General features: G+C 70.1%; 19 protein-coding genes. 5 read left to right on the forward strand and 14 right to left on the reverse strand.

Annotated features, from left to right (window positions below; all coding sequences use genetic code 11):
- Nucleotides 1–82: 82 nt before the first annotated feature.
- A complete protein-coding gene (locus AB0J87_RS59605; RefSeq protein ID WP_363984203.1) occupies nt 83–1,096 on the reverse strand; it encodes a zinc-binding dehydrogenase in 1,014 nt (337 codons plus the stop codon).
- A gap of 80 nt (nt 1,097–1,176) precedes the next feature.
- Here AB0J87_RS59605 and AB0J87_RS59610 point away from each other — a divergent pair, with 80 nt between their 5' ends.
- Both AB0J87_RS59610 and AB0J87_RS59615 read left to right on the forward strand, forming a co-directional pair.
- On the forward strand, nt 1,177–1,806 hold the full coding sequence (locus tag AB0J87_RS59610) for a CGNR zinc finger domain-containing protein (RefSeq protein ID WP_363984205.1): 630 nt from the start codon (nt 1,177–1,179) through the stop codon (nt 1,804–1,806).
- Between the two features lie 75 nt (nt 1,807–1,881).
- Entirely contained in the window at nt 1,882–2,214 is a 333-nt protein-coding gene (locus AB0J87_RS59615) for a DoxX family protein (protein WP_363984207.1), read from the forward strand.
- Between the two features lie 133 nt (nt 2,215–2,347).
- On the opposite strand, the gene AB0J87_RS59620 is transcribed toward AB0J87_RS59615, so the two are convergent.
- From AB0J87_RS59620 to AB0J87_RS59640, 5 genes are all read right to left on the reverse strand, one after another.
- Nucleotides 2,348–3,604, reverse strand: coding sequence for a serine/threonine-protein kinase (locus tag AB0J87_RS59620; protein ID WP_363984209.1), 1,257 nt, complete (start codon nt 3,602–3,604; stop codon nt 2,348–2,350).
- Between the two features lie 171 nt (nt 3,605–3,775).
- Nucleotides 3,776–5,485 carry an aminotransferase class V-fold PLP-dependent enzyme gene (locus AB0J87_RS59625; RefSeq protein ID WP_363984211.1) on the reverse strand — a complete coding sequence of 570 codons (1,710 nt, stop codon included), beginning with the start codon at nt 5,483–5,485 and terminating at the stop codon, nt 3,776–3,778.
- A gap of 135 nt (nt 5,486–5,620) precedes the next feature.
- Entirely contained in the window at nt 5,621–7,099 is a 1,479-nt protein-coding gene (locus AB0J87_RS59630; RefSeq protein WP_363984213.1) for a nitrilase-related carbon-nitrogen hydrolase, read from the reverse strand.
- Nucleotides 7,100–7,201: 102 nt separating this feature from the next.
- Nucleotides 7,202–7,864 carry a response regulator transcription factor gene (locus AB0J87_RS59635; RefSeq protein WP_363984215.1) on the reverse strand — a complete coding sequence of 221 codons (663 nt, stop codon included), beginning with the start codon at nt 7,862–7,864 and terminating at the stop codon, nt 7,202–7,204.
- A 4-nt stretch (nt 7,865–7,868) separates the two neighbouring features.
- The gene (locus AB0J87_RS59640; protein ID WP_363984217.1) at nt 7,869–8,984 is read right to left on the reverse strand and encodes a sensor histidine kinase; all 1,116 of its coding nucleotides are present in this window, start codon (nt 8,982–8,984) and stop codon (nt 7,869–7,871) included.
- Nucleotides 8,985–9,277: 293 nt separating this feature from the next.
- Here AB0J87_RS59640 and AB0J87_RS59645 point away from each other — a divergent pair, with 293 nt between their 5' ends.
- Nucleotides 9,278–11,158, forward strand: coding sequence for a sialidase family protein (locus AB0J87_RS59645; protein WP_363984219.1), 1,881 nt, complete (start codon nt 9,278–9,280; stop codon nt 11,156–11,158).
- Between the two features lie 69 nt (nt 11,159–11,227).
- Here the strand turns inward: AB0J87_RS59645 and AB0J87_RS59650 are convergent, their stop codons facing one another.
- Nucleotides 11,228–12,172 carry a dihydrodipicolinate synthase family protein gene (locus AB0J87_RS59650; RefSeq protein WP_363984220.1) on the reverse strand — a complete coding sequence of 315 codons (945 nt, stop codon included), beginning with the start codon at nt 12,170–12,172 and terminating at the stop codon, nt 11,228–11,230.
- Nucleotides 12,173–12,356: 184 nt separating this feature from the next.
- Here AB0J87_RS59650 and AB0J87_RS59655 point away from each other — a divergent pair, with 184 nt between their 5' ends.
- Both AB0J87_RS59655 and AB0J87_RS59660 read left to right on the forward strand, forming a co-directional pair.
- Nucleotides 12,357–13,043, forward strand: a complete 687-nt coding sequence (locus tag AB0J87_RS59655) for an FCD domain-containing protein (protein WP_363984222.1) — start codon at nt 12,357–12,359, stop codon at nt 13,041–13,043.
- A gap of 250 nt (nt 13,044–13,293) precedes the next feature.
- The gene (locus AB0J87_RS59660; RefSeq protein ID WP_363984224.1) at nt 13,294–14,790 is read left to right on the forward strand and encodes a sulfatase; all 1,497 of its coding nucleotides are present in this window, start codon (nt 13,294–13,296) and stop codon (nt 14,788–14,790) included.
- Between the two features lie 58 nt (nt 14,791–14,848).
- Here the strand turns inward: AB0J87_RS59660 and AB0J87_RS59665 are convergent, their stop codons facing one another.
- The 7 genes from AB0J87_RS59665 to AB0J87_RS59695 form a co-directional block, all read right to left on the reverse strand.
- A complete protein-coding gene (locus tag AB0J87_RS59665) occupies nt 14,849–15,052 on the reverse strand; it encodes a hypothetical protein (protein ID WP_363984226.1) in 204 nt (67 codons plus the stop codon).
- Nucleotides 15,053–15,123: 71 nt separating this feature from the next.
- Nucleotides 15,124–15,291 (reverse strand): hypothetical protein, encoded by a 168-nt coding sequence (locus tag AB0J87_RS59670; protein WP_363984228.1) that lies wholly within the window; start codon nt 15,289–15,291, stop codon nt 15,124–15,126.
- Nucleotides 15,292–15,440: 149 nt separating this feature from the next.
- Nucleotides 15,441–16,448 (reverse strand): sugar phosphate isomerase/epimerase family protein, encoded by a 1,008-nt coding sequence (locus AB0J87_RS59675; protein ID WP_363984230.1) that lies wholly within the window; start codon nt 16,446–16,448, stop codon nt 15,441–15,443.
- Nucleotides 16,445–17,617, reverse strand: coding sequence for a Gfo/Idh/MocA family oxidoreductase (locus AB0J87_RS59680; RefSeq protein ID WP_363984232.1), 1,173 nt, complete (start codon nt 17,615–17,617; stop codon nt 16,445–16,447). Before AB0J87_RS59680 ends, AB0J87_RS59675 begins: the two co-directional genes overlap by 4 nt.
- Nucleotides 17,614–18,675, reverse strand: a complete 1,062-nt coding sequence (locus tag AB0J87_RS59685) for an ABC transporter substrate-binding protein (RefSeq protein ID WP_355205669.1) — start codon at nt 18,673–18,675, stop codon at nt 17,614–17,616. Before AB0J87_RS59685 ends, AB0J87_RS59680 begins: the two co-directional genes overlap by 4 nt.
- Before the next feature lie 48 nt (nt 18,676–18,723).
- Nucleotides 18,724–19,734 (reverse strand): ABC transporter permease, encoded by a 1,011-nt coding sequence (locus tag AB0J87_RS59690; RefSeq protein ID WP_363984234.1) that lies wholly within the window; start codon nt 19,732–19,734, stop codon nt 18,724–18,726.
- Nucleotides 19,727–21,313, reverse strand: coding sequence for a sugar ABC transporter ATP-binding protein (locus AB0J87_RS59695; RefSeq protein ID WP_363984236.1), 1,587 nt, complete (start codon nt 21,311–21,313; stop codon nt 19,727–19,729). Before AB0J87_RS59695 ends, AB0J87_RS59690 begins: the two co-directional genes overlap by 8 nt.
- Nucleotides 21,314–21,349: the final 36 nt, after the last annotated feature.

Genomic DNA, 21,349 nt, shown 5'->3' on the forward strand with positions numbered 1-21,349 from the left:
GTGCCACGGCCGGCCGCTGAAGCGTCTCCCCAGCTTGGGCCGTACGGCGCGGGCCCGTCCTCATCGGTGGAGCAGCGGCTTGTCAGCCAGGCAGCCTGTGGCCATCGCCGGTGCCGAGCATGACCTTGCCGCGGTTGGCGCGGGACTCCAAGCGCCGGTGTGCTTCCGCTGCGTCCTGCAGGGCGAAGACGGAATCCACCGGCACGCGCAGCTCGCCGCCGGCCACCTTCGCGACCAACTGCTCGAGGTCGGCACGCGGGTCGTATCCGAGCTCGACGAGGTTGGCGGACTGGTAGCCGTGGATACTCACGTTCTTCGGATAGAAGTCGCGTGTGTCGATCACGCTCGGCGCCAGGGCGACGTTGGCCAAGGCCACGACCCGCCCGCCCGGCGCGGCGGCTTTGAGGCTCAGCGGGAAGACGTCGCCGCCGACCGTGTCGAGCACCACCTCGGCCCCGCGTCCGCCTGTCAAGGCTTTGACGTGGTCGAGGAGGTCGTCGCCGGACAACTGCCGGGAGTCGAGCACCTCGTGCGCGCCGAGTTCGGCCACCCACGTGGTCTTCTCCTTGGTGCCGGCCGCCGCGATCACCCGCGCCCCGGCCGCCGCGGCGATCTGCACCGCCGCGCTCCCCACGCCACTGGCCGCCGCGTGGATCAGCACCGTCTGGCCGGGTTGGATCTGTCCGAGGGTGGTGAGGCAGTACCAGGCTGTCAGCCACGCGACCGGCAGCGCCGCCGCGTGGAACGGATCCACGCCGTCCGGCAGCGCCAGCACCCGCTCGGTCGAGATCGCAGCCTGCTCGGCGTAGAAACCAGGTGCGTTGGGCTCCCCCCTCATCAGGACCTTCTGCCCGACGCGGAAGCCGTGCGTGCGCTCGCCCAAGGCGCTGATCGTCCCGGCCGCCTCCAGGCCGAGGATCACGGGTGGCGGGTCGGCCCGGTGGTAACGGCCCGATCGGAGGAGCGCGTCGGCCCGGTTCACTCCCACGGCTTCGATCTGAACCAGCACCTGGCCGGGGCCGGGTGACGGATCGGGCACCTCGACGACGTTGAGGACCTCCGGACCTCCGAATGCCTGCACCACCACAGCGCGCATGACTCTCCTTCGTGACACCGTTTGAACAGGTGTCAGCCTGCAACACTGGTTCAACCGGTGTCAACTGGTAGGGTGCTGCCATGAACCCGCGAACGTCCGAGGCCGAGCCGCTTCCCGCCTTCGTCTTCGTCGGCGGCCGACCGTGCCTGGACCTGGTGGACACGCTCGGCAAGCGCGGCACACTCGACATCGAGCGCCTGCCCACGCCCGAGCGCCTCGGCAGGTGGCTGCGCGAGGTCGGTCTCGCCAACAAGCCACCACTGGTCTCCGAGGACGAGCTGGACCAGGCCCGCAAGCTGCGCGAGGCCATTTACCGGCTGGTGCGCTGCGTGCTCGACGGGACGCGCCCGGACCGGCACGCGCTGGCGGTGATCAACCGGATGGCAGCCGTCGCCGATCTTGCGCCGCGACTGGAGGTCGCCACCGCTTCAGGGACGAGCCCCCTCACCGCGCGATGGCCGACCCCCACGCCGGTCGGCGCGGCGCTGTCCACCCTCGCGCGGGACGGGATCGACCTGCTCAGCGGGCCTCTTGCCGCGAGGGTGAAAGAGTGCGAGAGCCCTGACTGCACGCTGGTGTTCCTCGACGACTCCCAGGCGCGCCGCCGTCGCTGGTGTTCGATGGACCGCTGCGGCAACCTTGCCAAGATCGCCAAGTACCGCTCGCGCGGGCGCGACGCCACCTCGTCCGATGGTGCGGCCGATCGATAAGCGGGTGCCGCGATAGCGCAGGTCATTTGTGCTGTATGGATCTTTGGAGCGCCACTGATGAGCACCGTCGTTGTCGTGCTGTCGATCCTGCTCGGTCTGCTGTTCCTCGGGACCGGCGGGGTCAAGGTGCTGAGTCTGCCGCAGTCGCTGGCGATCCGCGATCATCTCGGACTCCGGCCGAGGTTGTGGCAATTGATCGGCGTGTGCGAGTCAGCCGGGGGTCTGGGGCTGCTCGCCGGGCTCGCGGTGCCGTTGCTCGGCGTGGCCGCGTCGATCGGACTGGTCATGTTGATGGCCGGTGCAGTCATCAGCCGGATCCGGGTGTCCGACTCGGCGGCGACGGTATCCGTCGATGTCCTGGTGCTGGCGTTGGTGGTGGTTCTCGTGGTCGTACGCGCGTCGGCGTGACGGGCAGAACAGCCCAGGTTCCGCCTCCGGCTCAAACAGACGACGACCTGTCACACCGGTGCCCCGACTCGGCCTGCTGACGACGGGCGCCGCCACCGTGCTCCATGGTCTCGAACACCAGCGGCCGCGACCGTCATTTCGGGCCGTGACCCTTTATCTTGATCTTCTTCGTCTTGATCTTCTTAGCCTGTCCATGCGGGACGCCGGCCACGTCGGTGGAGAGGGGTGGTTCCGTACGAGCATGCTCCGGTTCGCTCCTCGCGACCCGGCGCTGGCCCGAGATGAGATGGGCCGGCAGCGCCGTATCCGGCTCGATCGCGGTGGGCGGCGGAGTGGCCTCCGTCAGGGGTGGCGAATGGTGCGTGCTCGGCTCGACGCGCCACCACGAGGTGGTCGCCATGACGCTGACGATCAGGGCCGCGATGACGGCCGCCTGCCGCCAATGCTCGACGGCCCACTGCCGGTACGGCGTCCGTTCCCCAAGCGGGCGGCCGACGGGCGAGCCGCTGATCTGCCCGCTGTCACCGTCAACGGTCGGAGGGTCCGAAGAGATCGGAATGACCGGTTGCTCACACAGGGTGGACAGTTGCTCGTGAAGGCGAGCCGCGTCCGTACGCCGGGCCGGATCCTTGTCCAGCAGCCCGGCGATGATCGAGGTGAGCGGCCCTGCGTGCTCCAACGGCAAGGGGTCCGAGGCCATCACCGCGGACAGGGTGGCCAGCTCACTGCTGAACCCGAACGGGGCACGGCCCTCGACCGCCGCGTACAAGGTGGCGCCCAGCGACCACAGATCGGCCTGCGGCGTGGCGGGGCCACCGCGGGCGCGTTCGGGGGCGATGTAGGCGGGGGTGCCGACGACGACGCTCTCCCGGGTGCGGCGCGCCTGGTCATCCAGGGTGCTGGCCAGCCCGAAGTCGGTGAGGATGGCGTGCTCGTCGTCGGTGATGAGGATGTTGGCGGGCTTGATGTCGCGGTGCACGATGCCGCCGGCGTGGGCGGCGCGCAGGGCGTCCAGCACTTCGAGCCCGATTCGAGCGACCGCGGACGAGGGCAGCGGTCCCCGTTCGTTGATCACCTGGGCGAGGCTGGGGGCGGGGACGAGCTGAAGTACGATCCACGGCCGTTCGTCGGCGACCACGACGTCGTACACGGCTGCTATGCGCGGGTGGCTCAGCCGCGCGGTCAGGCGAGCCTCGCGCAGGGTCCGCCTGAGCAGCGCCTCGCGCTCTGGCCCCGGCTGGTGCGGGATGCGGATCTCCTTGACCGCCACCTGCCGATCCAGCAGCTCGTCATGAGCGCGCCAGACCCTGCCCATGGCCCCTCGGCCCAGCTCGGCCAGTAACCTGTACCGAGCCCCTAATAACCATCCTTCATAGCCTGTAACGGGCATGACGACATGAGTACCCGATCATCGTCCGTACATGCACACCCGCGATCTTCGACTGTTGGTTCCCGGAGAATGTCGGTTTGTCCGGCCGTTCTCGCCGAGGAAGAAGCAGTGCTTCGCATACGGCCGACCGGTTGGCCGCCTGCCGGAACGCCTGAGACACCGGCCCGGCGATCACCGAAGCGATGGCCTCCTCGCCGCAGTGGCCAGGCAGGAGGCCGGCAGCGGGAACCAGCGCAGCCGCTCGAAGTCGTCCGGCAGGCCGGGCGGGCGCAGGTCGATCTCGTCGGGGCGGGCCGCCAGGATGGCCCGCGCCTCCTCCAGGTAGCCGGGCAGGGCGTCCTCGCCGGCCCGGACATGTGGGGCGGGCGGCGCGCCGGGGTCGTCAAAGCGCAAGTCGGAAAGGTGCAGTGGCGGCTCGGCGGAGTCGCGGTGGTGCCGCCACAGCCCGGTACGGGGCTCGAAGCGGTAATCGGGCAACAACCGGTGGCCGTACCGGGCGACCAGTTCGACGGCCTCGATGAGGTAGTCGCAGACCGCGTCCGAGACGAAGTAGTTGAAGTTGATGCGTACCCAGCCCGGTTTGATGCCCTGGCAGCCATGCCCGATCTCCTCCTCGAAGGCCCGCGAGCGCGCGGCGTCGATGGCCAGCAGGCGGTGGCCGTAGGGGCCGGCGCAGGAGCAGCCGCCGCGCGCCTGGATGCCGAGCAGGTCGTTCAGCACCGCCACCACGTAGTTGTGGTGCAGGAACAGCTCCCCGGACCGGATGCGTACCGACACGATGGACAGCCGCCGAGAGTGCCGGTCGCCGAGGATCTCGATGTTCGGGTTGCTCTCCCATCGACGCAGGGCCCGTTGCCAGAAGCGTTCCTCACGAGCCTGGATGAGGTCGGTGCCGATGGCCTGCTTGAGCCGGAAGACCAGCCCGGCGCGGATCGACTCGACGATGGCCGGTGTGCCGCCCTCCTCGCGGGCGACCGCGTCGTCGAGATAGCGGTGCCCGGTGGGGTCCACGAACAGCACGGTGCCGCCGCCCGGCGCGGTGGGCACCCGGTTGCGGACCAGTTCGCGCCTCACCACCAGGGCACCGGGCGTCTGCGGCCCGCCGATGAACTTGTGCGGCGACAGGAAGATCGCATCCTTGTGGTCGTTCGCCCCGGGCGCGCTGGCGGCCATCCGGATCGGCACGTACGGCCCGGCCGCCGCGTAGTCCCAGAACGACAGCGCGCCGTGCTCGTGGAGCAGCGCCGCGATGCGCTCGGTGTCGGACAGGATGCCGGTCACGTTCGAGGCGGCCGAGAAGCTGCCGATCAGCAGCGGCCGGCCGGCGTGGCGCGCCAGCTGGACACGCAGGTCGTCGCAGTCGATGTGGCCGTCGCGGTCCTCGCCGATGGCGACGGTGTCGGCGATGGACTCGCGCCAGGGCAACTCGTTCGAGTGGTGCTCGTACGGACCGACGAACACCACCGGCCGGTCCTCCTCCGGGACCATCGGCGCGTACCGGCCGGGGACCCGCAGCTCCAGGATGCCGACGAGCTTGTTGATCGCCGCGGTCGCGCCCGAACCGCAGAAGATCACCACGTCGTCCGGGCCACCGCCGACGGCGTCGTGGACGGCGCCGCGGGCCTCCTCGCGTAATCGGCTGGTCTGCAGCCCGGTTCCGGAGCTCTCGGTGTGGGTGTTGGCGTAGCGCGGCAGGACGTGGTCGCGGACGAAGTCCTCGATGAAGCCGAGCGACCGGCCCGAGGCGGTGTAGTCGGCGTAGATGATGCGGCGCGGTCCGTACGGGCCCCGCAGCACCTCGTCGTCGCCGATGACGGCGGCGCGGATGCGCTCCAGCAGCGGCGAGGTCGGCGGTTCGGAGGCGGATCGTCGTGTCTGCACGCATCCAGGATCCCCCGCTCGCCGGCCCGGGCAACAGGCCGCCGCGGGGATGCTCGCCCGCACCTGGCCGGCCTTCCGCTGTCTGGAATCCACCTGGTCACAGGCTCCCACCGAACTACGTCCTGTTCCCGTTCATCACGGGATCAGGGCTGTCGGTGCTTCATGTCGCTTGCTTCCTGCTGACGGAGTCGAAGCCCGGGGCCGCAGGAAGGTCACGCCCGCGCATATCGCGGCCAGCAGGAGAATGCAGGCCCACGCGAACCAGTCGCCGAACCTGGTGTACAGGGTCCGCACCGCACGGTCCGGCAGGTCCGCGGTCACCGACACGAAGGAGTCGTCCGTGGTGCGGGCCTCGGCCAGCAGGCGACCGTTGGGGTCGCTCACGGTCAGGGCGCCCTGCCGGGACGCTCGTGCCACCGTCAGGCCGTTCTCGATCCCGCGCGTGATCGCCATCCGGCTGTGCAGCCAGGCGTCGTCGCCGAAATCCCAGGCCGGTACGAACAGCGCGGTCGCCCCGTCGCGCCGGTAGTCGCGGACCAGGTCGGGGAAGTCGAGATCGAAGCAGATCGCGATCGCCCATCGCCCGCCGGACCCGGGTACGAACGCCTGCGCCGTTCCTGCCTGGAACTCGCTCTCCAGGCCCGGGACGAGGTGGCGCTTGACGTACTCGACGGGCCGGCCGCCGTGGGAGGGGAAGTCGATGGCCGCGTTGTACTCGCGGCCGTCCCTGGTGAGGATCAGCCCGACGATGATGTCGAGGCGATGGTCGGAGGCGAGCCGGGACAACGGTCCGGCGAGCGACGGCAGGTCCGCCTCATCCACCCGGAACGCCTTCTCGGGAAGTACGACGACGTCGGCGCCACGCTCGGCCAGGGCCGGGATGCGGCTCATGTAGCCGGCCAGCAGGGTTCGCCCTTCGGGACCGGTCACCGCCGCCGGGTCGATCGACCGGTCGGTGGCCAGCATCGCCGCCTTGACCGCCGTTCCCGCTTCGGCCGGCCGTAGCTGCCAGAATCCGTATCCCGCCGCCACGGCCGCGACCAGCGCGGCGGCCACGGCCACCCGCACCCGGCCGACCGCAGCGTGCGTCAGCAGGGCGGCGGCCGCGGCCGGGGCTCCCATCAGCAGGAACGTCACTCCCCATGGCCCGGTGGCCGAGGCGAGCTGGATGACGGGAAGGACGTCGGCCTGGGTGTAGGCCAGGCTCCACCAGGCGCCGTTCGGTGTGATCAGCGACAGCGCGTACTCGATGACGGCCCACGCCGCCGGGACGACGCCGACGGCCATCAGCGGGCGTCCGCGCAACGTCAGGCCCCGGTAGGCGATCACCACCAGGCCGAACAGCAGCGCCGAACCGACGAGCAGGAGGACGACCATCACCGGCGGTATCTGCACCGTGTTCAGGAAATATCCCCACATGGGGGTCTGGCCTGCGAGCCAGGCGACGGACGCGCTGGCGAGTGCCGCACGCGCCGAGTAGCGCGGCACCAGGACGAGGATCGGGATCGGCGCGATCCACGTACACCAGGGCACCGGCCGCAAGCCGGTTCCGAACCAGAACAGCGTGGCCGACAGCACCGCCGCGGCGATCAGCCACCATCGTTGTGATCTCATCGAGCAGACTCCTCCACCTGGGAACTGCCTCGATACTCCGCACCGGAGCCCTGCCGCCACATCGGCGGGAAGAGTGATCTCCGCACTCCCCCTCACGGACGCTCAGGCGCCACCGGCGACGATGAGTCCCGACTCGTAGGCGAACACGACCGCCTGTACCCGATCGCGCAGTCCCAGTTTCGTCAGGATTCGGCTGACATGGCTCTTGACCGTGTACTCGCTGACGACCATCTCGCCGGCGATCTCCGCGTTGGACAGCCCCCGGGCCACCAGCCGCAGCGTCTCGGCCTCACGGCTGGTCAGCTCGGTGAGGCGGGCGGCCAGCCGGGGCGCCACCCCATGATTCGGCCGCAGGACCAGGTCCTCGATGAGACGTCTGGTCACCGTGGGCGCCAGCAGGGACTCTCCCGCCGCCACCACGCGCACCGCCGCGACCAGTTCGTCGCGACGGATGTCCTTCAGCAGGAATCCGCTGGCCCCCGCGCGCAGCGCGTCGTAGACGTACTCGTCCAGATCGAACATGGTCAACACCAGCACCTTGGCGGACGTCGCCGAGCAGATCCGCTCAGTCGCCTCGATCCCGCCCATGCCGGGCATCCTGATGTCCATCAGCACGACGTCCGGGCGCAGCTCGGTGGCTGCCTGAACGGCCTCGGCGCCGTCGGCCGCCTCGCCGACGACGGTGATGTCGGCCTGAGCGTTCAGGATCATGGCGAAGCCGCCCCGGAACAGATCCTGATCGTCGGCCACGAGCACGCGGAGCATACGCCTATCCAACCGGAAGCGTGGCCACCACCACGAAGCCCTTGTCCCCCGGACCGGCGTGCAGCGTCCCCCCGCAAGCGGTGGCCCGTTCGCGCATCCCGATCAGGCCATGCCCTCCGGGGGCGCCGTCCACGCCGCTGCCGTCGTCGGTCACCTCGACCCGCAGCGCGCTCGGCGTCCAGCACAGTCGTACCCGCGCGGTGCGCGCGTGCGCGTGGCGCAGCACGTTCGTCAGCGCCTCCTGCACGATCCGGTACGCCGCCACGTCTACCTCCGCGGGGATCGGCCGCGACGGGCCGTCGCTGGTCAAGGTCACCCGCAGCCCGGTACGGCCGGTCCGCTCGACCAGGTCCGGCAGGGCCGCGAGCCCGGGTTGCGGCTCCCGGTGACCGTCCTGGCCCGAGCGCATCGCGCCGAGCAGGGCCCGCAGCTGGGCGATCGCGCCCCGGCCGGTGTCGGCGATCGCGTCGAAGGCGGCCTCCGCACGTTCGGGATCGGCCCGGAGCATCAGCGGCCCGGCCTCAGCCTGGACGACGATGAGGCCGACCGAGTGGGTGAGGATGTCATGCATGTCCCGGGCGATGCGAGCCCGCTCGTGAGCTGCGGCGATGGCGCGCTCCCGCTCCATCCGCAGGGCGCGTTCGGCCAGCTCGGCGGCTCGGGCGCGGCGGGCGCGGGTACTGGTGCCCAGCGCGTACGCCGCGACGAACGCCGTACCCACCACCCGATAAGAATCCAGATCTTCCTGCGGCAGGACGAGCGAGACGTACACTCCGGCGCCGATGACCGGGACGGCCACCAGCCGCAGCAGCGGCGGGCTCAGCGCGGCGATGGTGTAGGTGCCGACCAGCGGCCCGTACGGCAGCATCGGCTTCTCCCACATCACCAGCGCCGTCATCGCCAGCCCGACCACACCGGTCACCACGAGTGGCGCCGTCCGCCGCCACAGCACCGGCACCGAAGCCAGCACGGCCAGCGTGACCACCCACCACGGCTGCGGGAAGGGGACCAGCGCGGGACCGACGGTGGCGGCCGACACGACGACAGTGATCGCGATGTCGACCACGCGTGGGGGTACGTTCTGGAACCGGGTGCGCAGCCGCTCAGTGAGTCCGGGCATCTCGCCCAGTATCAGGATTCATGCCGCCCGGCGCATCCCTCTCACGACGGACAGCGTCCCTCACTCTCAGGAGTGGTCCTGGTGCCCGCGTCGCCGAAGAACGCGTCCGCCATCCGCTCAGCGCCCATTGGAGAACATTCTACGTTCACCGTCTATTTAACATGGGACGTTGGACGTAGGATGTCCCCTCGTAACCTTCTCCTGTCAGGAAGGGCGTGGACATGCACGATGGCCATCCCCCGGAGGGCCGTGCCGGACGTCGATCCCGGCGCCGACGGGCGGGCGCCGTAGTGGTGCTCGCCGGCTTACTCGTCAGCGCGTTCGCCGGGCCGGCGACCGCGGCACCGGCACCGGCACCGGCACCGGCACCGGCACCGGCGGAAACGTTCGAGGCCGGCGCGACCGCCGAAGCCGCACCGTTCGTGGACGAGCAGGTGCTCTACAAACAGGGCGACTTCGGATACGGCTGCTTCCGGATCCCCGCCGTGGTGCGGGCCACGAACGGCATGCTCCTGGCGTTCGCCGAGGGACGGGTGAAGGACTGCGGCGACGACGAGGACATCGACCTCGTGGTGCGCCGTTCCGCCGACAGCGGCCGGACCTGGGGCCCGCTGCAGGTGATCTCGGAGGGCAACGGCACGACCCACGGCAACCCGGTGCCGATCGTCGACGAGCGCACCGGGCGGATCGTGCTGGTGAGCACCCACAACGGTCCGGAGCCGTGCCCGAACGGCTGTGACCGCGACCCCTGGGTGCAGTTCAGCGACGATCACGGGGCGACCTGGTCGGCCGCCAGGGAGATGACCGAGGGCAAGCGTCCGGAGTGGAACTTCTGGTACGCCACCGGCCCGATGCACGGCATCCAGCTCAAGCGGGGCCCGCACGCCGGGCGGCTGGTCGTCGGGGCGAGTTTCGAGAGCTGGGACCGGGTCGGCAAGCACGTCTACGGCACACACCTGCTCTACAGCGACGACAGCGGGGCGACGTGGAACATCGGCGCCGAGACGTCCCGCGATGACGGCACGGTCATCGCCCAGGAGGTCACCGTCGTCGAGCTGACCGACGGGCGGATCTACGCCTCGGCCCGTGAGCGCGGCACCGACGAGGGCAGCCGGGCGTACGCGACCAGCAGCGACAGCGGCCAGACGTGGGACGCCCCGTTCCGCACCGTGCCGGCGCTGGCGACGACCGACGTCCAGGCGTCGCTGCTGCGGTTCAGCGACGGGCGCATCCTCTTCTCCTCGCCGATGCACCCGGGCGCCCGGGAAGCGATGGGGATCCGGTCGTCCTACGACGAGGGGCGCCGCTTCGAGACCTGGGACGAGGGCAAGGTCTTCTACTGGGGGCCGACGGCGTACTCGGACATGGTGCGTCTGGACGGCGACGAAGCGGCCCTGATGTACGAGGCCGGCACCATCACGCCGTACGAGCAGATCCGCTTCGCACGGTTCAACGAGGCGTACCTGGAGACGCCGAACGGCACCCCGCCCGGCATCCCCGGCCCTCCGGCGCCCGGCCCGACGACGCCGGACAAGTCGCCGTACCGCAACCAGGCGTATGTCCGCGGCGGCGCTCAGACCACCGACGGGCGGTTCGGCAACGGGCTGGCTCTGGACCGGGTGGACGACCGGGTGGAGGTGCCGTTCAACGACTCCATCGACCTCGGCGCGAAGGACTTCACGCTGACCTCCTGGATCCGGTACTCGGAGCAGACCGGCTCGCACGCGATCCTCTGGTTCCATCGGGTGAACAGGGGCACCAACCCGCCGGCGCTGTGGCTGCGGGCCGAACCGGCCAGCAACCGTATCCGGGCGGTCCTCTCCGTCGGCCGGTTCAACGTGACCGTGCAGTCGCCGAGCGCGTACAACGACGGGCAGTGGCACTTCGTGGCGCTCCAGCGGGTACGTGGCGAGCTCCGGCTCCTGGTGGACGGCGTACAGGTCTCGTCTGCGGCGGCGCCGCCCGGCTCGCTGACCCTCGGCAAGGAGTTCGGGCTCGAGGGAATCCACATCGGGCAGCGGTTGGACGGCGTGGACCGCTTCCGTGGGTCGCTGGACGAGGTACGCGTCTACCGGCGTGCCGTCACCGACGCCGAGCTGGACCTGATCCGGCAGCGGAACCTCCCGGTGGGCGGTCAGCTCGGGCTGCGGCTGCTGTTCGACCACGTCAGCTGAAGCCGTTCGGCGATGGCGCTCGCCGGCCCCGGCGGGCGCCATCGCCGAACCTTGACGGCGAAGGACGTCCTACGTCCTGTGCTGATCGCCGGGGAAGAGCTCGGGCAGTTGTGCCCGGGCCAGTGGCCTGAGCCGTACGGCGAGCGAGGCGTCGACCGACTCGTACGGCCACCGGACTCGAGTGCCGATGTCGGCCCAGCCGCCGAGGTGGGCCAGGAACTTGTCCAGCGCGGGGTTGGCGTACCCGCTGTGCCGGAGCGGCTGGACATGCGCGGCGAAGAACTCGTGGATCCGTCGTTCCACGTCGAGCGCGGCATCGGGTCGCGCGACCATCATCCGCTGCCATGCCATGGCGCCGGCCGGGCTGAGGGCGGCGATGTTCGAGTAGGAGCCGGCGGCGCCGTGCCGCCGTCCGGTCGCCAGGTCGTGGCCGGCGACGAAGACGGCAAGGCCGGCCGCGTGGCGCCGCATCTCCGCGTACCAGCCCGCGTCGCCGCCGGCCACCTTGATCCCGATGACCGCGGGAACCTCACGGCGGATCACCGGGTACAGGTCGGCCGGCACCTGCGTCTTGGCGTGCGGCGGGTTGTACAGCACGAGCGGCACCGGGTCGGCGGCGGCCGCGACGCGGGCCAGGAAGCGCACCACCTCGCCGCGCGACAGCGGCAACCAGTCCGGCAGCGTCACCTGGATCGCACCGGGCCGGAGCACTCGCGCGCGGGCCACTCTGGCCAGGCAGGTCTGCGCGCTCATGTGGCCGGCGCCGATCTGGAACGGGAGCCCGTGCCGTTCGCACCGCTCGGCCATCAGCGCGTTGACGCGGTCGTACTCATCCTCACCGAGCGCGTGGAACTCGCCCGCGGTGCCGTGCGCGTACAGGCCGTCAAGCCCCGCGGCGACGAGCACGTCCAGCGCCGCCTCAAGGCGTGTCCAGTCGATCGACTCGTCGTCCCGGATGGGCAGCAGGACCGTGCCCCAGGTGCCGCCGAGCGACCCCGGCGTCAACGTCTCCACGGCACCCCGCCATCCGTTCGGTACACGTAGAACATCCTATGTCCCGTGATGAGCGCGCGAACAGGCCATGTCCGCCCGGGGGGTCATCTGTGTCGTCGGCGTAAACTTTCCCCTACCGGGCTGGCCTTCCGGGACCAAGAGGCGGGATGTTTGACGCAAGGCCTTCGACGAGCCTGGGGGTGGCATGCGTACACGTGACGATGCGTCACTTCAGGAGCGTATCGTCGCCCTGATTCACGAGCGCGGACTGGCCCCCGGGTCGCCGATGCCGACCGAAGTGCAGTTGATGGAGCTGCTCGGGGCGAGCCGCAACAGCGTCCGCGAGGCCGTGCGGGCGCTGCAGGCGTTGGGCATCGTCGAGATCCGGCACGGACATGGGACGTTCGTCGGGCACGCGTCGCTCGACGCGCTGACTCCGTCGTTCGCCTTCCGGGTGCGTTCGGGGCCGGGTGGGATCCGCGCGCTGCACGATCTGGTCGAGGTCCGCGAGCTGCTCGAGACCGGGCTGATCGGCCAGGTGGCTCGGAGCACCAGCGCCCCCCGGCTGGCCGCGTTGGAGGCCCTGGCCAATGGCATGGATCGGGACCGGGAAGCCGATCGGGCGTTCCACGCGCTGCTGTACGACTCGTGCGGCAACGAGCTGGTGCTGCAGCTGATCGGCCTGTTCTGGGACGTCTACCACGAGGTCGAGCCGACGCTCGGCCCGCCGGAGGAGCGGAGCGCCGAGATCGCGGTCAACCACCGCCGGATCGTGGCGGCGCTTCGCGCTCGGGACGCCGAGGCCGCACGGGAGGCGATGCGGCTGCACTTCCGCGACGTCAAGGCGCGCATCGAGCGGGCGGAGGCCCGGGCCGTACCCGCGCCGACCTGACCTCGGTCACACCCGTCCGACGGCAGTGAGGCCGGCCGTGACGCGCATTCGGCGCGCTTTGCCAGGAAGCCTTAAGGATCAATCGGTTGATCGCCGTATTGAGCGCTATTAGCCTGCATCCCACCCTCATCGTCGGACAATTGTAAAGAAGGCGGTCATGGCCATATCCCGACATATCCGCAGAGCTTTAGCGGTGGCCACCGCGCTTGTTCTCAGCCTGAGCCTGGTTTCGCAAGCAAGCGCGGGGACGGTGACGGTCGCCAAGCCCCAGCGGCCGAACATCATCTTCTTCCTCGTCGACGACATGTCCGCCGACCTGCTCGCGTACATGGACACCGTGCGCGGCCTGGCCGACGACGGCACGACGTTCAGCAACTACTACGTGTCCAACTCGCTGTGCTGCCCGTCACGCGCCTCGATGTTCACCGGCCAGTTCCCGCACAATACCGGCGTGGCCACGAACAAGAACTCCGATCGCGGTGGCTACAAGGCGTTCGCACCGCACGAGCCCAGGACCTACGCCGTCTCGCTGGAACAGGCCGGATACCGCACCGGCTACCTCGGCAAGTACATCAACGAGTATCCGGTGGACGCCGATTACCACGTCCCGCCCGGCTGGGACGAGTGGCATGTGGCGGCCGGCGGCGGTTACAGCGAGTTCAAGTACCAGCTCACCCGCTACGTCAAGGGGGAGGCTCCCGGCCTGGACACCTCCGACGGCACTTACCTGGTGGACGAGCTCGCCAAGCGGGCCACGGACTTCATCGAGCGCTCCCGCGAGCGCGCCCCGGACCGGCCGTTCTTCCTCCAGGTCTCGCCGTTCGCGCCGCACTCCAGGATCGGTGCCAAGCCGGGCGACAAGGAGCCGCGCTTCCCGCCCGCCCGCCGCGACCGGCCGAAGACCCAGTTCCCGGCCGGGGAGTTCCCGCACGGCGACTGCGGCGGGCCCGATTGCAACGACATCGACGTGAGCACGTTGCCGGCGTTCAACGAGGACACCGCCGACAAGCCCTCGTGGGTACGCCGCGCTCCGCTCGCCCCCGCGCTGGTCAAGGAGCTGCGCAAGGACTTCCGCGACCGGATCCGCATGGTGCAGTCGGTGGACGACATGGTGGCGCGTGTCCTTTCCACGCTGACGGACGCTGAAAAGCGCAACACGTACGTGGTGTTCACCAGCGACAACGGCTTCCATCTCGGCCAGCACCGCCTCGTACGCGGCAAGTCCACCGCCTACGACCACGACGTCCGGGTGCCGCTGCTGGTCAAACGTCCTGCGGCGGGACGGCACGGCGACCTGGTGACCGGCGCCATCGCCCAGAACGTCGACCTGTTCGCGACCTTCCTCGACATGGCCGGGGTCGCCGCGGCCACCCGTGACAGCCGCGACGGGCGCAGCCTGCTGCCGCTCATCCAGGGCCACAAGGTGAAGGACTGGCGGAAGACGGCGCTGATCGAGCACGTCAAGCCCAACCCGGCCGCGCCGGGCGAGCCGGACCCCGATGCCGAGCCGCTCGAGGCGGGGAACTCACAGCCGCCCAGCTACGCGGCGGTGCGCACTGCCGGAGAGCTGTACGTGGAGTACGAGGGCGAGGTGCAGCCCGAGTACTACAACACGGTGGCGGATCCGAACCAGGAGTCCAACGACCCCGGCAACGCGAGGACGTCCGACCTGGGCAAGATCCTCGACGCCATGGTGGGATGTGGGAAGCCTGGCGCGCCGGACTGCTGGACCGCGGCCCGACTCTGACTCACCTCACCCCGGTCAGACGCTCGGAGAGCACAGGCGTTGAGGAGCCTTGCCCAGGTCAGTCGTCCTCACCCGCCAGGATCCGCCGTACCTCCTCGGCCATGTAGGGGGCGTCGTCCGGCCAGGAAGCCGCAACGCCTTCCAGGAGTTCGCGGTGGGCGTCCAGCCGGTCGCCGTCGGTCGCCCGCCGCCTCAAGGTGCCCACCACCCACGACGGCGTGGACGGCCTGATCGCCATGGACGGCTTCGCCGACATCGACATCGTCTTCGACGCCACCTCCGCCAAGGCCTACCTCGCCGACGCCGCCAAGCTGGAGCCGTACGGCAAAACCCTCATCGCCCCCGATCGGCCCGTTCGTCGTCCTCCCGGTCAACCTCGACGCCCACCTCGGCGCGGGCAACCTCAACCTGGTCACCTGCGGCGGCCAGGCCACCATCCCCGTCGTGCACGCCGTCTCCTGCGTCGCCCCTGGTCGCATACACCGAGATCGTCGCCTCCATCGCCTCGAAGCCGGCCGGCCCCCTGTTCGCCCTGGACCAGCTCTCCTCTTCCGACCAGCCATACTCCGGTTCTCATCTGTCTCCTCGCTCGATCGTTCACCGGGACGGTGGGCGGCGGCCACTGTGCGGCCGCCGCCCGGCCTGGTGGGTCATTCGGAGGAGAAGGCGGCGTCGAAAGCGGCGGCCGGTGGGGTGATGGCGTTGAGCGAGCGGATGTAGGCGAGGGATTCCGGCGCGCCGTGCAGCCGGTCCATGCCCGCGTCCTCCCACTCGATGGAGATCGGGCCGTCGTAGCCGATGTGGTTGAGCGCGCGGAAGCACGCCTCCCACGGCACGTCGCCCCGGCCTGTGGACACGAAGTCCCAGCCACGCCGGGGGTCGGCCCACGCCAGGTGGGAGGCCAGACGGCCGCGCCGGCCGTCGCGGGTGGCCACCCGGGCGTCCTTGCAGTCCACGTGGTAGATCCGGTCGGCGAAGTCGAGGATGAAGTTCGCCGGGTCCAGGTCCTGCCACACCATGTGCGAGGGGTCCCAGTTCAGCCCGAAGGCCGGCCGGTGCCCGATGGCCTCCAGCGTCCGCACCGTGGTGTGGTAGTCGTAGGCGATCTCGCTCGGGTGCACCTCATGGGCGAAGCGCACCCCGACCTCGTCGAAGACGTCGAGGATCGGGTTCCACCGGTCGGCGAAGTCGGCGTACCCCGCCTCGATCATCGACGGGGGCACCGGCGGGAACATCGCCAGCGTGTGCCAGATTGACGACCCGGTGAAGCCGACGACGGTCGTCACGCCGAGCGCGGCCGCCGCGCGGGCGGTGTTCTTGATCTCTTCGGCGGCGCGCCGCCGTACGCCTTCGGGTTCGCCGTCGCCCCAGATGCGGGCGGGCAGGATGCCCTTGTGGCGCTCGTCGATGGGGTGGTCGCAGACCGCCTGGCCGACCAGGTGGTTGGAGATCGTCCACACACCGAGGTTGTACTTGGCCAGGGTCTCCTTCTTGCGTTCGATGTAGGAGTCGTCCGCGAGGGCCTTGTCGACCTCGAAGTGGTCGCCCCAGCAGGCGATCTCCAGGCCGTCGTAGCCCCACTCCGACGCCAGCCGGCAGACCTCCTCGAACGGCAGGTCCGCCCACTGCCCGGTGAACAACGTGACCGGCCTCGTCATGAACCCTCCACAGTGATGAAGCGGCTGTTCTCAGCCGCGCTCTGCTCGACGGCCGCCAGCACCCGCTGCACCCGCAGGCCGTCCTCGAAGGACGGTGTGGGGTCGGTGCCGGCGGCGATCGCCTCCAGGAAGTCCTTCGTCTCGTGGACGAAGGTGTGCTCGTACCCGAGGCCGTGGCCCGGCGGCCACCACGCCCCGGCGTACGGGTGGTCCGGCTCGGTCACCAGCACCCGCCGGAATCCGTGCTCGGCGCTGTCGATGGTGTGGTCGTGGAACCACAGGTCGTTCATCGACTCGAAGTCGAAGGCCAGGCTGCCCAGGGCGCCGTTGATCTCGATGCGCAGCGCGTTCTTACGCCCGGTCGCGAAGCGGGTGGCCTCGAAGGAGGCCAGCCCGCCGCCGCTGAGCCGTCCGATGAACAGCGCCGCGTCGTCCACGGTGACCGCGCCCCTCCCGGTGCCGCCGCCGGCCGAGAGCCCGGCCGAACTGGCCGCCAGGGGACGCTCCTTGACGAAGGTCTCGGTCAGCGCCGCCACCCCGGTCAGCCGCTCACCGGTGATGAACTCGGCGACGTCGATGATGTGAGCGCCGATGTCGCCGAGGGCCCCGGAGCCGGCCTTGTCCTTCTGGAGCCGCCAGACCAGGGGAAACTCGGGGTCGACGATCCAGTCCTGCAGATACTGCGCCCGTACGTGCCGGATCGCGCCGAGCATGCCCTCTTCGACGAACCGCCGGGCCAGCGCGACGGCGGGCACGCGGCGGTAGTTGAAGGCGACCATGCTGCGCACGCCGCGCGCCGCCGCCTCCTTCGCCACCGCGGCCATGGCCTCGGCCTCGGCGACGGTGTTGGCGAGCGGTTTCTCGCAGATCACGTGCTTGCCTGCCGCCAGCGCCGCGACGGCGATCTCGGCGTGCGAGTCGCCGGGCGTGCAGATGTCGACGATCTGCACGTCGTCGCGGTCGAGGAGGCGCTTCCAGTCGGGCTCCGCGCCGGCCCACCCCAGCTTCTCGGCGGCCTGCGCGGCCGCCTCGGCGGATCTGCCGGCCACGGCCACCATCGAGGGTCTGAACGGCAGGTCGAAGAACGCGTCCACGCTGCGCCACGCCTGGGAGTGGGTACGGCCCATGAACGCGTAGCCGACCATGCCGATCCCGATGACAGGCCTCATGACTCGAACCCGAGGGGCAGGTACTGGGCGGCGTTGTCCTTGGTGATGGTCTCCGAAGCCAGGGTGATCGACTGCGGCACCTGCTGCTCCAGCAGGTCGCTCATGCCCTTGCCCTGGGCGATCAGCCGGGCGATCTTGATCGCCGAGGCGGCCATGGTGGGGGGATAGGTGACGGTGGCCTTCAGCACGCCGCTGTCGGCCTGGATGTCACGCATCGCGTTGGCCGAGCCCGCGCCGCCGACCATGAAGAACTCGTTGCGACCGGCCTCCTTGATCGCCGCCAGCACGCCGATGCCCTGGTCGTCGTCGTGGTTCCAGATCGCGTCGATCTTCTTGTGCGCCTGGAGCAGGTTGGCGGCCACCTGCGTTCCGGACTCCACCGTGAACTTGGCGTCCTGTTGCGCGGTCACCTTGAAGCCGTACGTCTTCAGCGCGTCGGCGAAGCCCTTGCTGCGGTCCTGGGTCAGCGGCAGCGTGGCGATGCCCTGGATCTCCAGGATGACCGGGTTGGAGACGCCCTTGTCCTTCAGCGTCTTGCCGATGTGGTGTCCGGCGGCCACACCCATGCCGTAGTTGTCCCCTCCGATCCAGGCCCGGTACGACAGCTTGTCCGGGAAGACGCGGTCCACGTTGACCACCGGGATGCCCGCGTCCATGGCCTGCCGGGCGACCTGGTTGAGCTGCTGGCCGTCGTTCGGCAGGATCACCAGCACGTTGACCTTCGCCTGGATCAGCGACTCCACCGCCGAGATCTGCTGGTTGATGTCGTTGGTCGGCTCGACCGGCTTGAATTCGACGTCGGTGTACTGCTTGGCCGCGTCCGCCGCGTTCTTGCTGATGGCGGCGATCCAGCCGTGGTCGGCGGCCGGGGCCGAGAAGCCGATGACGACCTTGTCGCCAGGGGCGTCGTTGCCGTCCTTGGCCGCGGGAGCGGCGGCGGGCGCGCTCGCCTGCTGGGTGGCGACCGGCTCGTTGCTGGTGCAGGCGCTGATGAGGGCACCCGCGCCAAGGGCGGCGCCGCTGAAGAGGAAGCCGCGCCGGGCGACGTTCTTGTCCATGTCTTCTCTCCTTGCTGAAGCCGGAAGGCTTGCGATCCGGCCCTGGTGTCAGGTGTGTGTTTTGAGGCTTCGCCGCTGCAGCAGCACGGCGGCGACGATGATCGCGCCCTTGGCGATGAGCTGGTCGGCGGTGTTCAGGCCGTTCAAGATGAACAGGTTGGTGATCACAGTGAAGATCAGCAGACCGAGGATCGATCCGATGATCGTGCCCCGGCCGCCGCTCAGCAGCGTCCCGCCGATGATCACTGCGGCGATCGCGTCCAGCTCGTACAGGTCGCCGTGTGTGGACGATCCGGTCGTGGTCCTGGCCATGATCAGCACCGCGGCGATCCCGCAGCACAACCCCGACAGGGCGTACAACAGCAGCGTGTGCTTGCGCACGTCGATGCCGGCCAGGCGGGCGGCCTCGGGGTTGCCGCCGACCGCGTAGGTGCGCCGGCCGAACGTCGTGCGGTTGAGCACCAGCCAGCCGAACAGCACCACCAGCGCGAACACGTACACCAGCAGCGGCAGCCCGAGCACCCGCGTGGTCGACAGGCTCACGATCATCGAGTTGTCCTGCTGCACGAGCTGTGTGCGCTGGTTGGACATCCGCTGCGCCAGGCCGCGCCCGGCCACCATCATCGCCAGCGTCGCGATGAACGGCACCATCCGGCCGTAGGCGATCAAGATCCCGTTCAGCAGGCCCGCGCCGGTGCCCACCAGCACCGCGCACACGATCATCACGACCGGCCCGTAGGACTGGGTCGCCAGCGTGGTCGCCCATACCGACGCCAACGCCATCAGCGCGCCCACCGACAGATCGATGCCACCACCGATGATCACGAACGTCATGCCAACAGTGATCACCCCGATGGTCGAGGCCAGCGCCAGGATGCTCACCAAGTTGGAGGAGGTGGCGAAGTTCTCCGGCCTCGTCACCAATCCCACGATCGCCAGCAGTGTCAACGCCGCGACCAGCCCCAGATGCCGGACCTCACCCAGCCGGCCGAACGGCCCGCCCGGTCCCGCCGCCTTCAACCGCGGACCTGTCGGCGCGGCCCGATCGACCTCAGTCATGCGATGCTCCTTCGGTGGGAGGATTTGCCACATCGGATCCGGGCCTCTGTCCTGCGGAGACCATCACCAGGTCGAGCACCCGGTGCTCGTCCAGGTCCTCGGCCGGCGCCTCATGGACGATCCGGCCCTCGCGGATGACCAGCACGCGGTCGGCCAGGCCCAGCACCTCGGGCACCTCGCTGGACACCAGCAGCACACCGATGCCGTCGTCGGCCAGCTTGCGCACCAGCGCGTACAGCTCGGCCCGGGCACCGACGTCCACCCCACGCGTGGGCTCGTCCAGCAGCAGCAGCTTGCGGTCCTCGGCCAGCCAGCGTCCCAGCACCGCCTTCTGCTGGTTGCCGCCCGACAAGGTCCTGATCGGCCGGCGCGGATCGGGCGGACGGATGTCCAGCGCCTGCGACAGCCGTTCGGCCTCGGCGAACTCGGTCCGGCGGTCGAGCCAGCCCAGCCACCGCGGCCTGGTGTAGCGGCTCAGGCTCGCCAGCGTGATGTTCTGCGCGACGGGGTGGTCCAGCAGCAACGCCTGCGCCTTGCGCTCCTCGGGGGCCAGGCCCATGCCCATCCGCACCGCGCGGGTCGTGCTGCCCGGCCGCACCGTCCGCCCGTCGAGCACGACCCGGCCACCGGCCCGCCGCGCGCCGTAGATCGCCTCGATGATCTCGCTGCGGCCGGAGCCGACCAGGCCCGCCAGGCCGACGATCTCGCCGGTCCTGATGCTGAACGACACGTCCGCGAACCGGCCGGGCAGCGTCAGGTTCTCCACCCGCAGCACCTCGGGCCGGCCCTCGTGGGCTCCCCTGCCCGGCCGGGGCGGGAAGACGTACTCGACGTTGCGGCCGGTCATCAGCGCCACGATCTTCGAGGTCGCGGTGTCCTTGGCCGCCAGCCCCACCGCGACCGTGCGCCCGTCCTTGAGCACGGTGACCCGGTCGCCGATCTCGCGGATCTCCTCCAGCCGGTGGGAGATGTAGATCACCGCCACGCCCTGGGAGGTGAGGTCACGGATCACCCGGAACAGGTTGCCGACCTCGTCGTGGTCCAGCGCGGCCGACGGCTCGTCCATGATGATCACCCGGGCCGAGTGCGACAGCGCCCTGGCCATGCTGACGATCTGCTTGTGCGCCGGCGACAGCGAGCCCACCTCGGTGCGGGGACGGATCTCGCCGTGCCCCAGCCGATGGAGCAGCTCGGCCGTCGCCCGGTCGGCCTCGGCCCGGCGGGAGAACCCGAAGGTCGCCATCTCGTGGCCGAGGAAGATGTTCTCTGTCACGCTCAACCCGTCCACCAGATCGAGTTCCTGGTAGATGGTGGCGATTCCGTGGCCCATCGCCGCGGTCGGCGGCGCCAGCCGTACGGGCGAGCCGTCGAGCAGCACCTCACCCTCGTCGGGTTCGTGGGCACCGGACAGGATCTTGATGAGCGTGGACTTCCCGGCGCCGTTCTGGCCGAGCAGGCAGTGCACCTCTCCGGCTCTGACCTCAAGGTTCACGTCGTCCAAGGCGCGCACGCCCGGGAACTGCTTGACGATTCCTCGCATCACGAGCAGCGATGACGAGTCGGACGGTGACCGCGGCACAGGGCCTCCCTCGGTTACGGTGTGGCCGTGCCCGCC

The organism is Nonomuraea sp. NPDC049625, from assembly GCF_040675285.1.
GTDB lineage: Bacteria > Actinomycetota > Actinomycetes > Streptosporangiales > Streptosporangiaceae > Nonomuraea > Nonomuraea angiospora_A.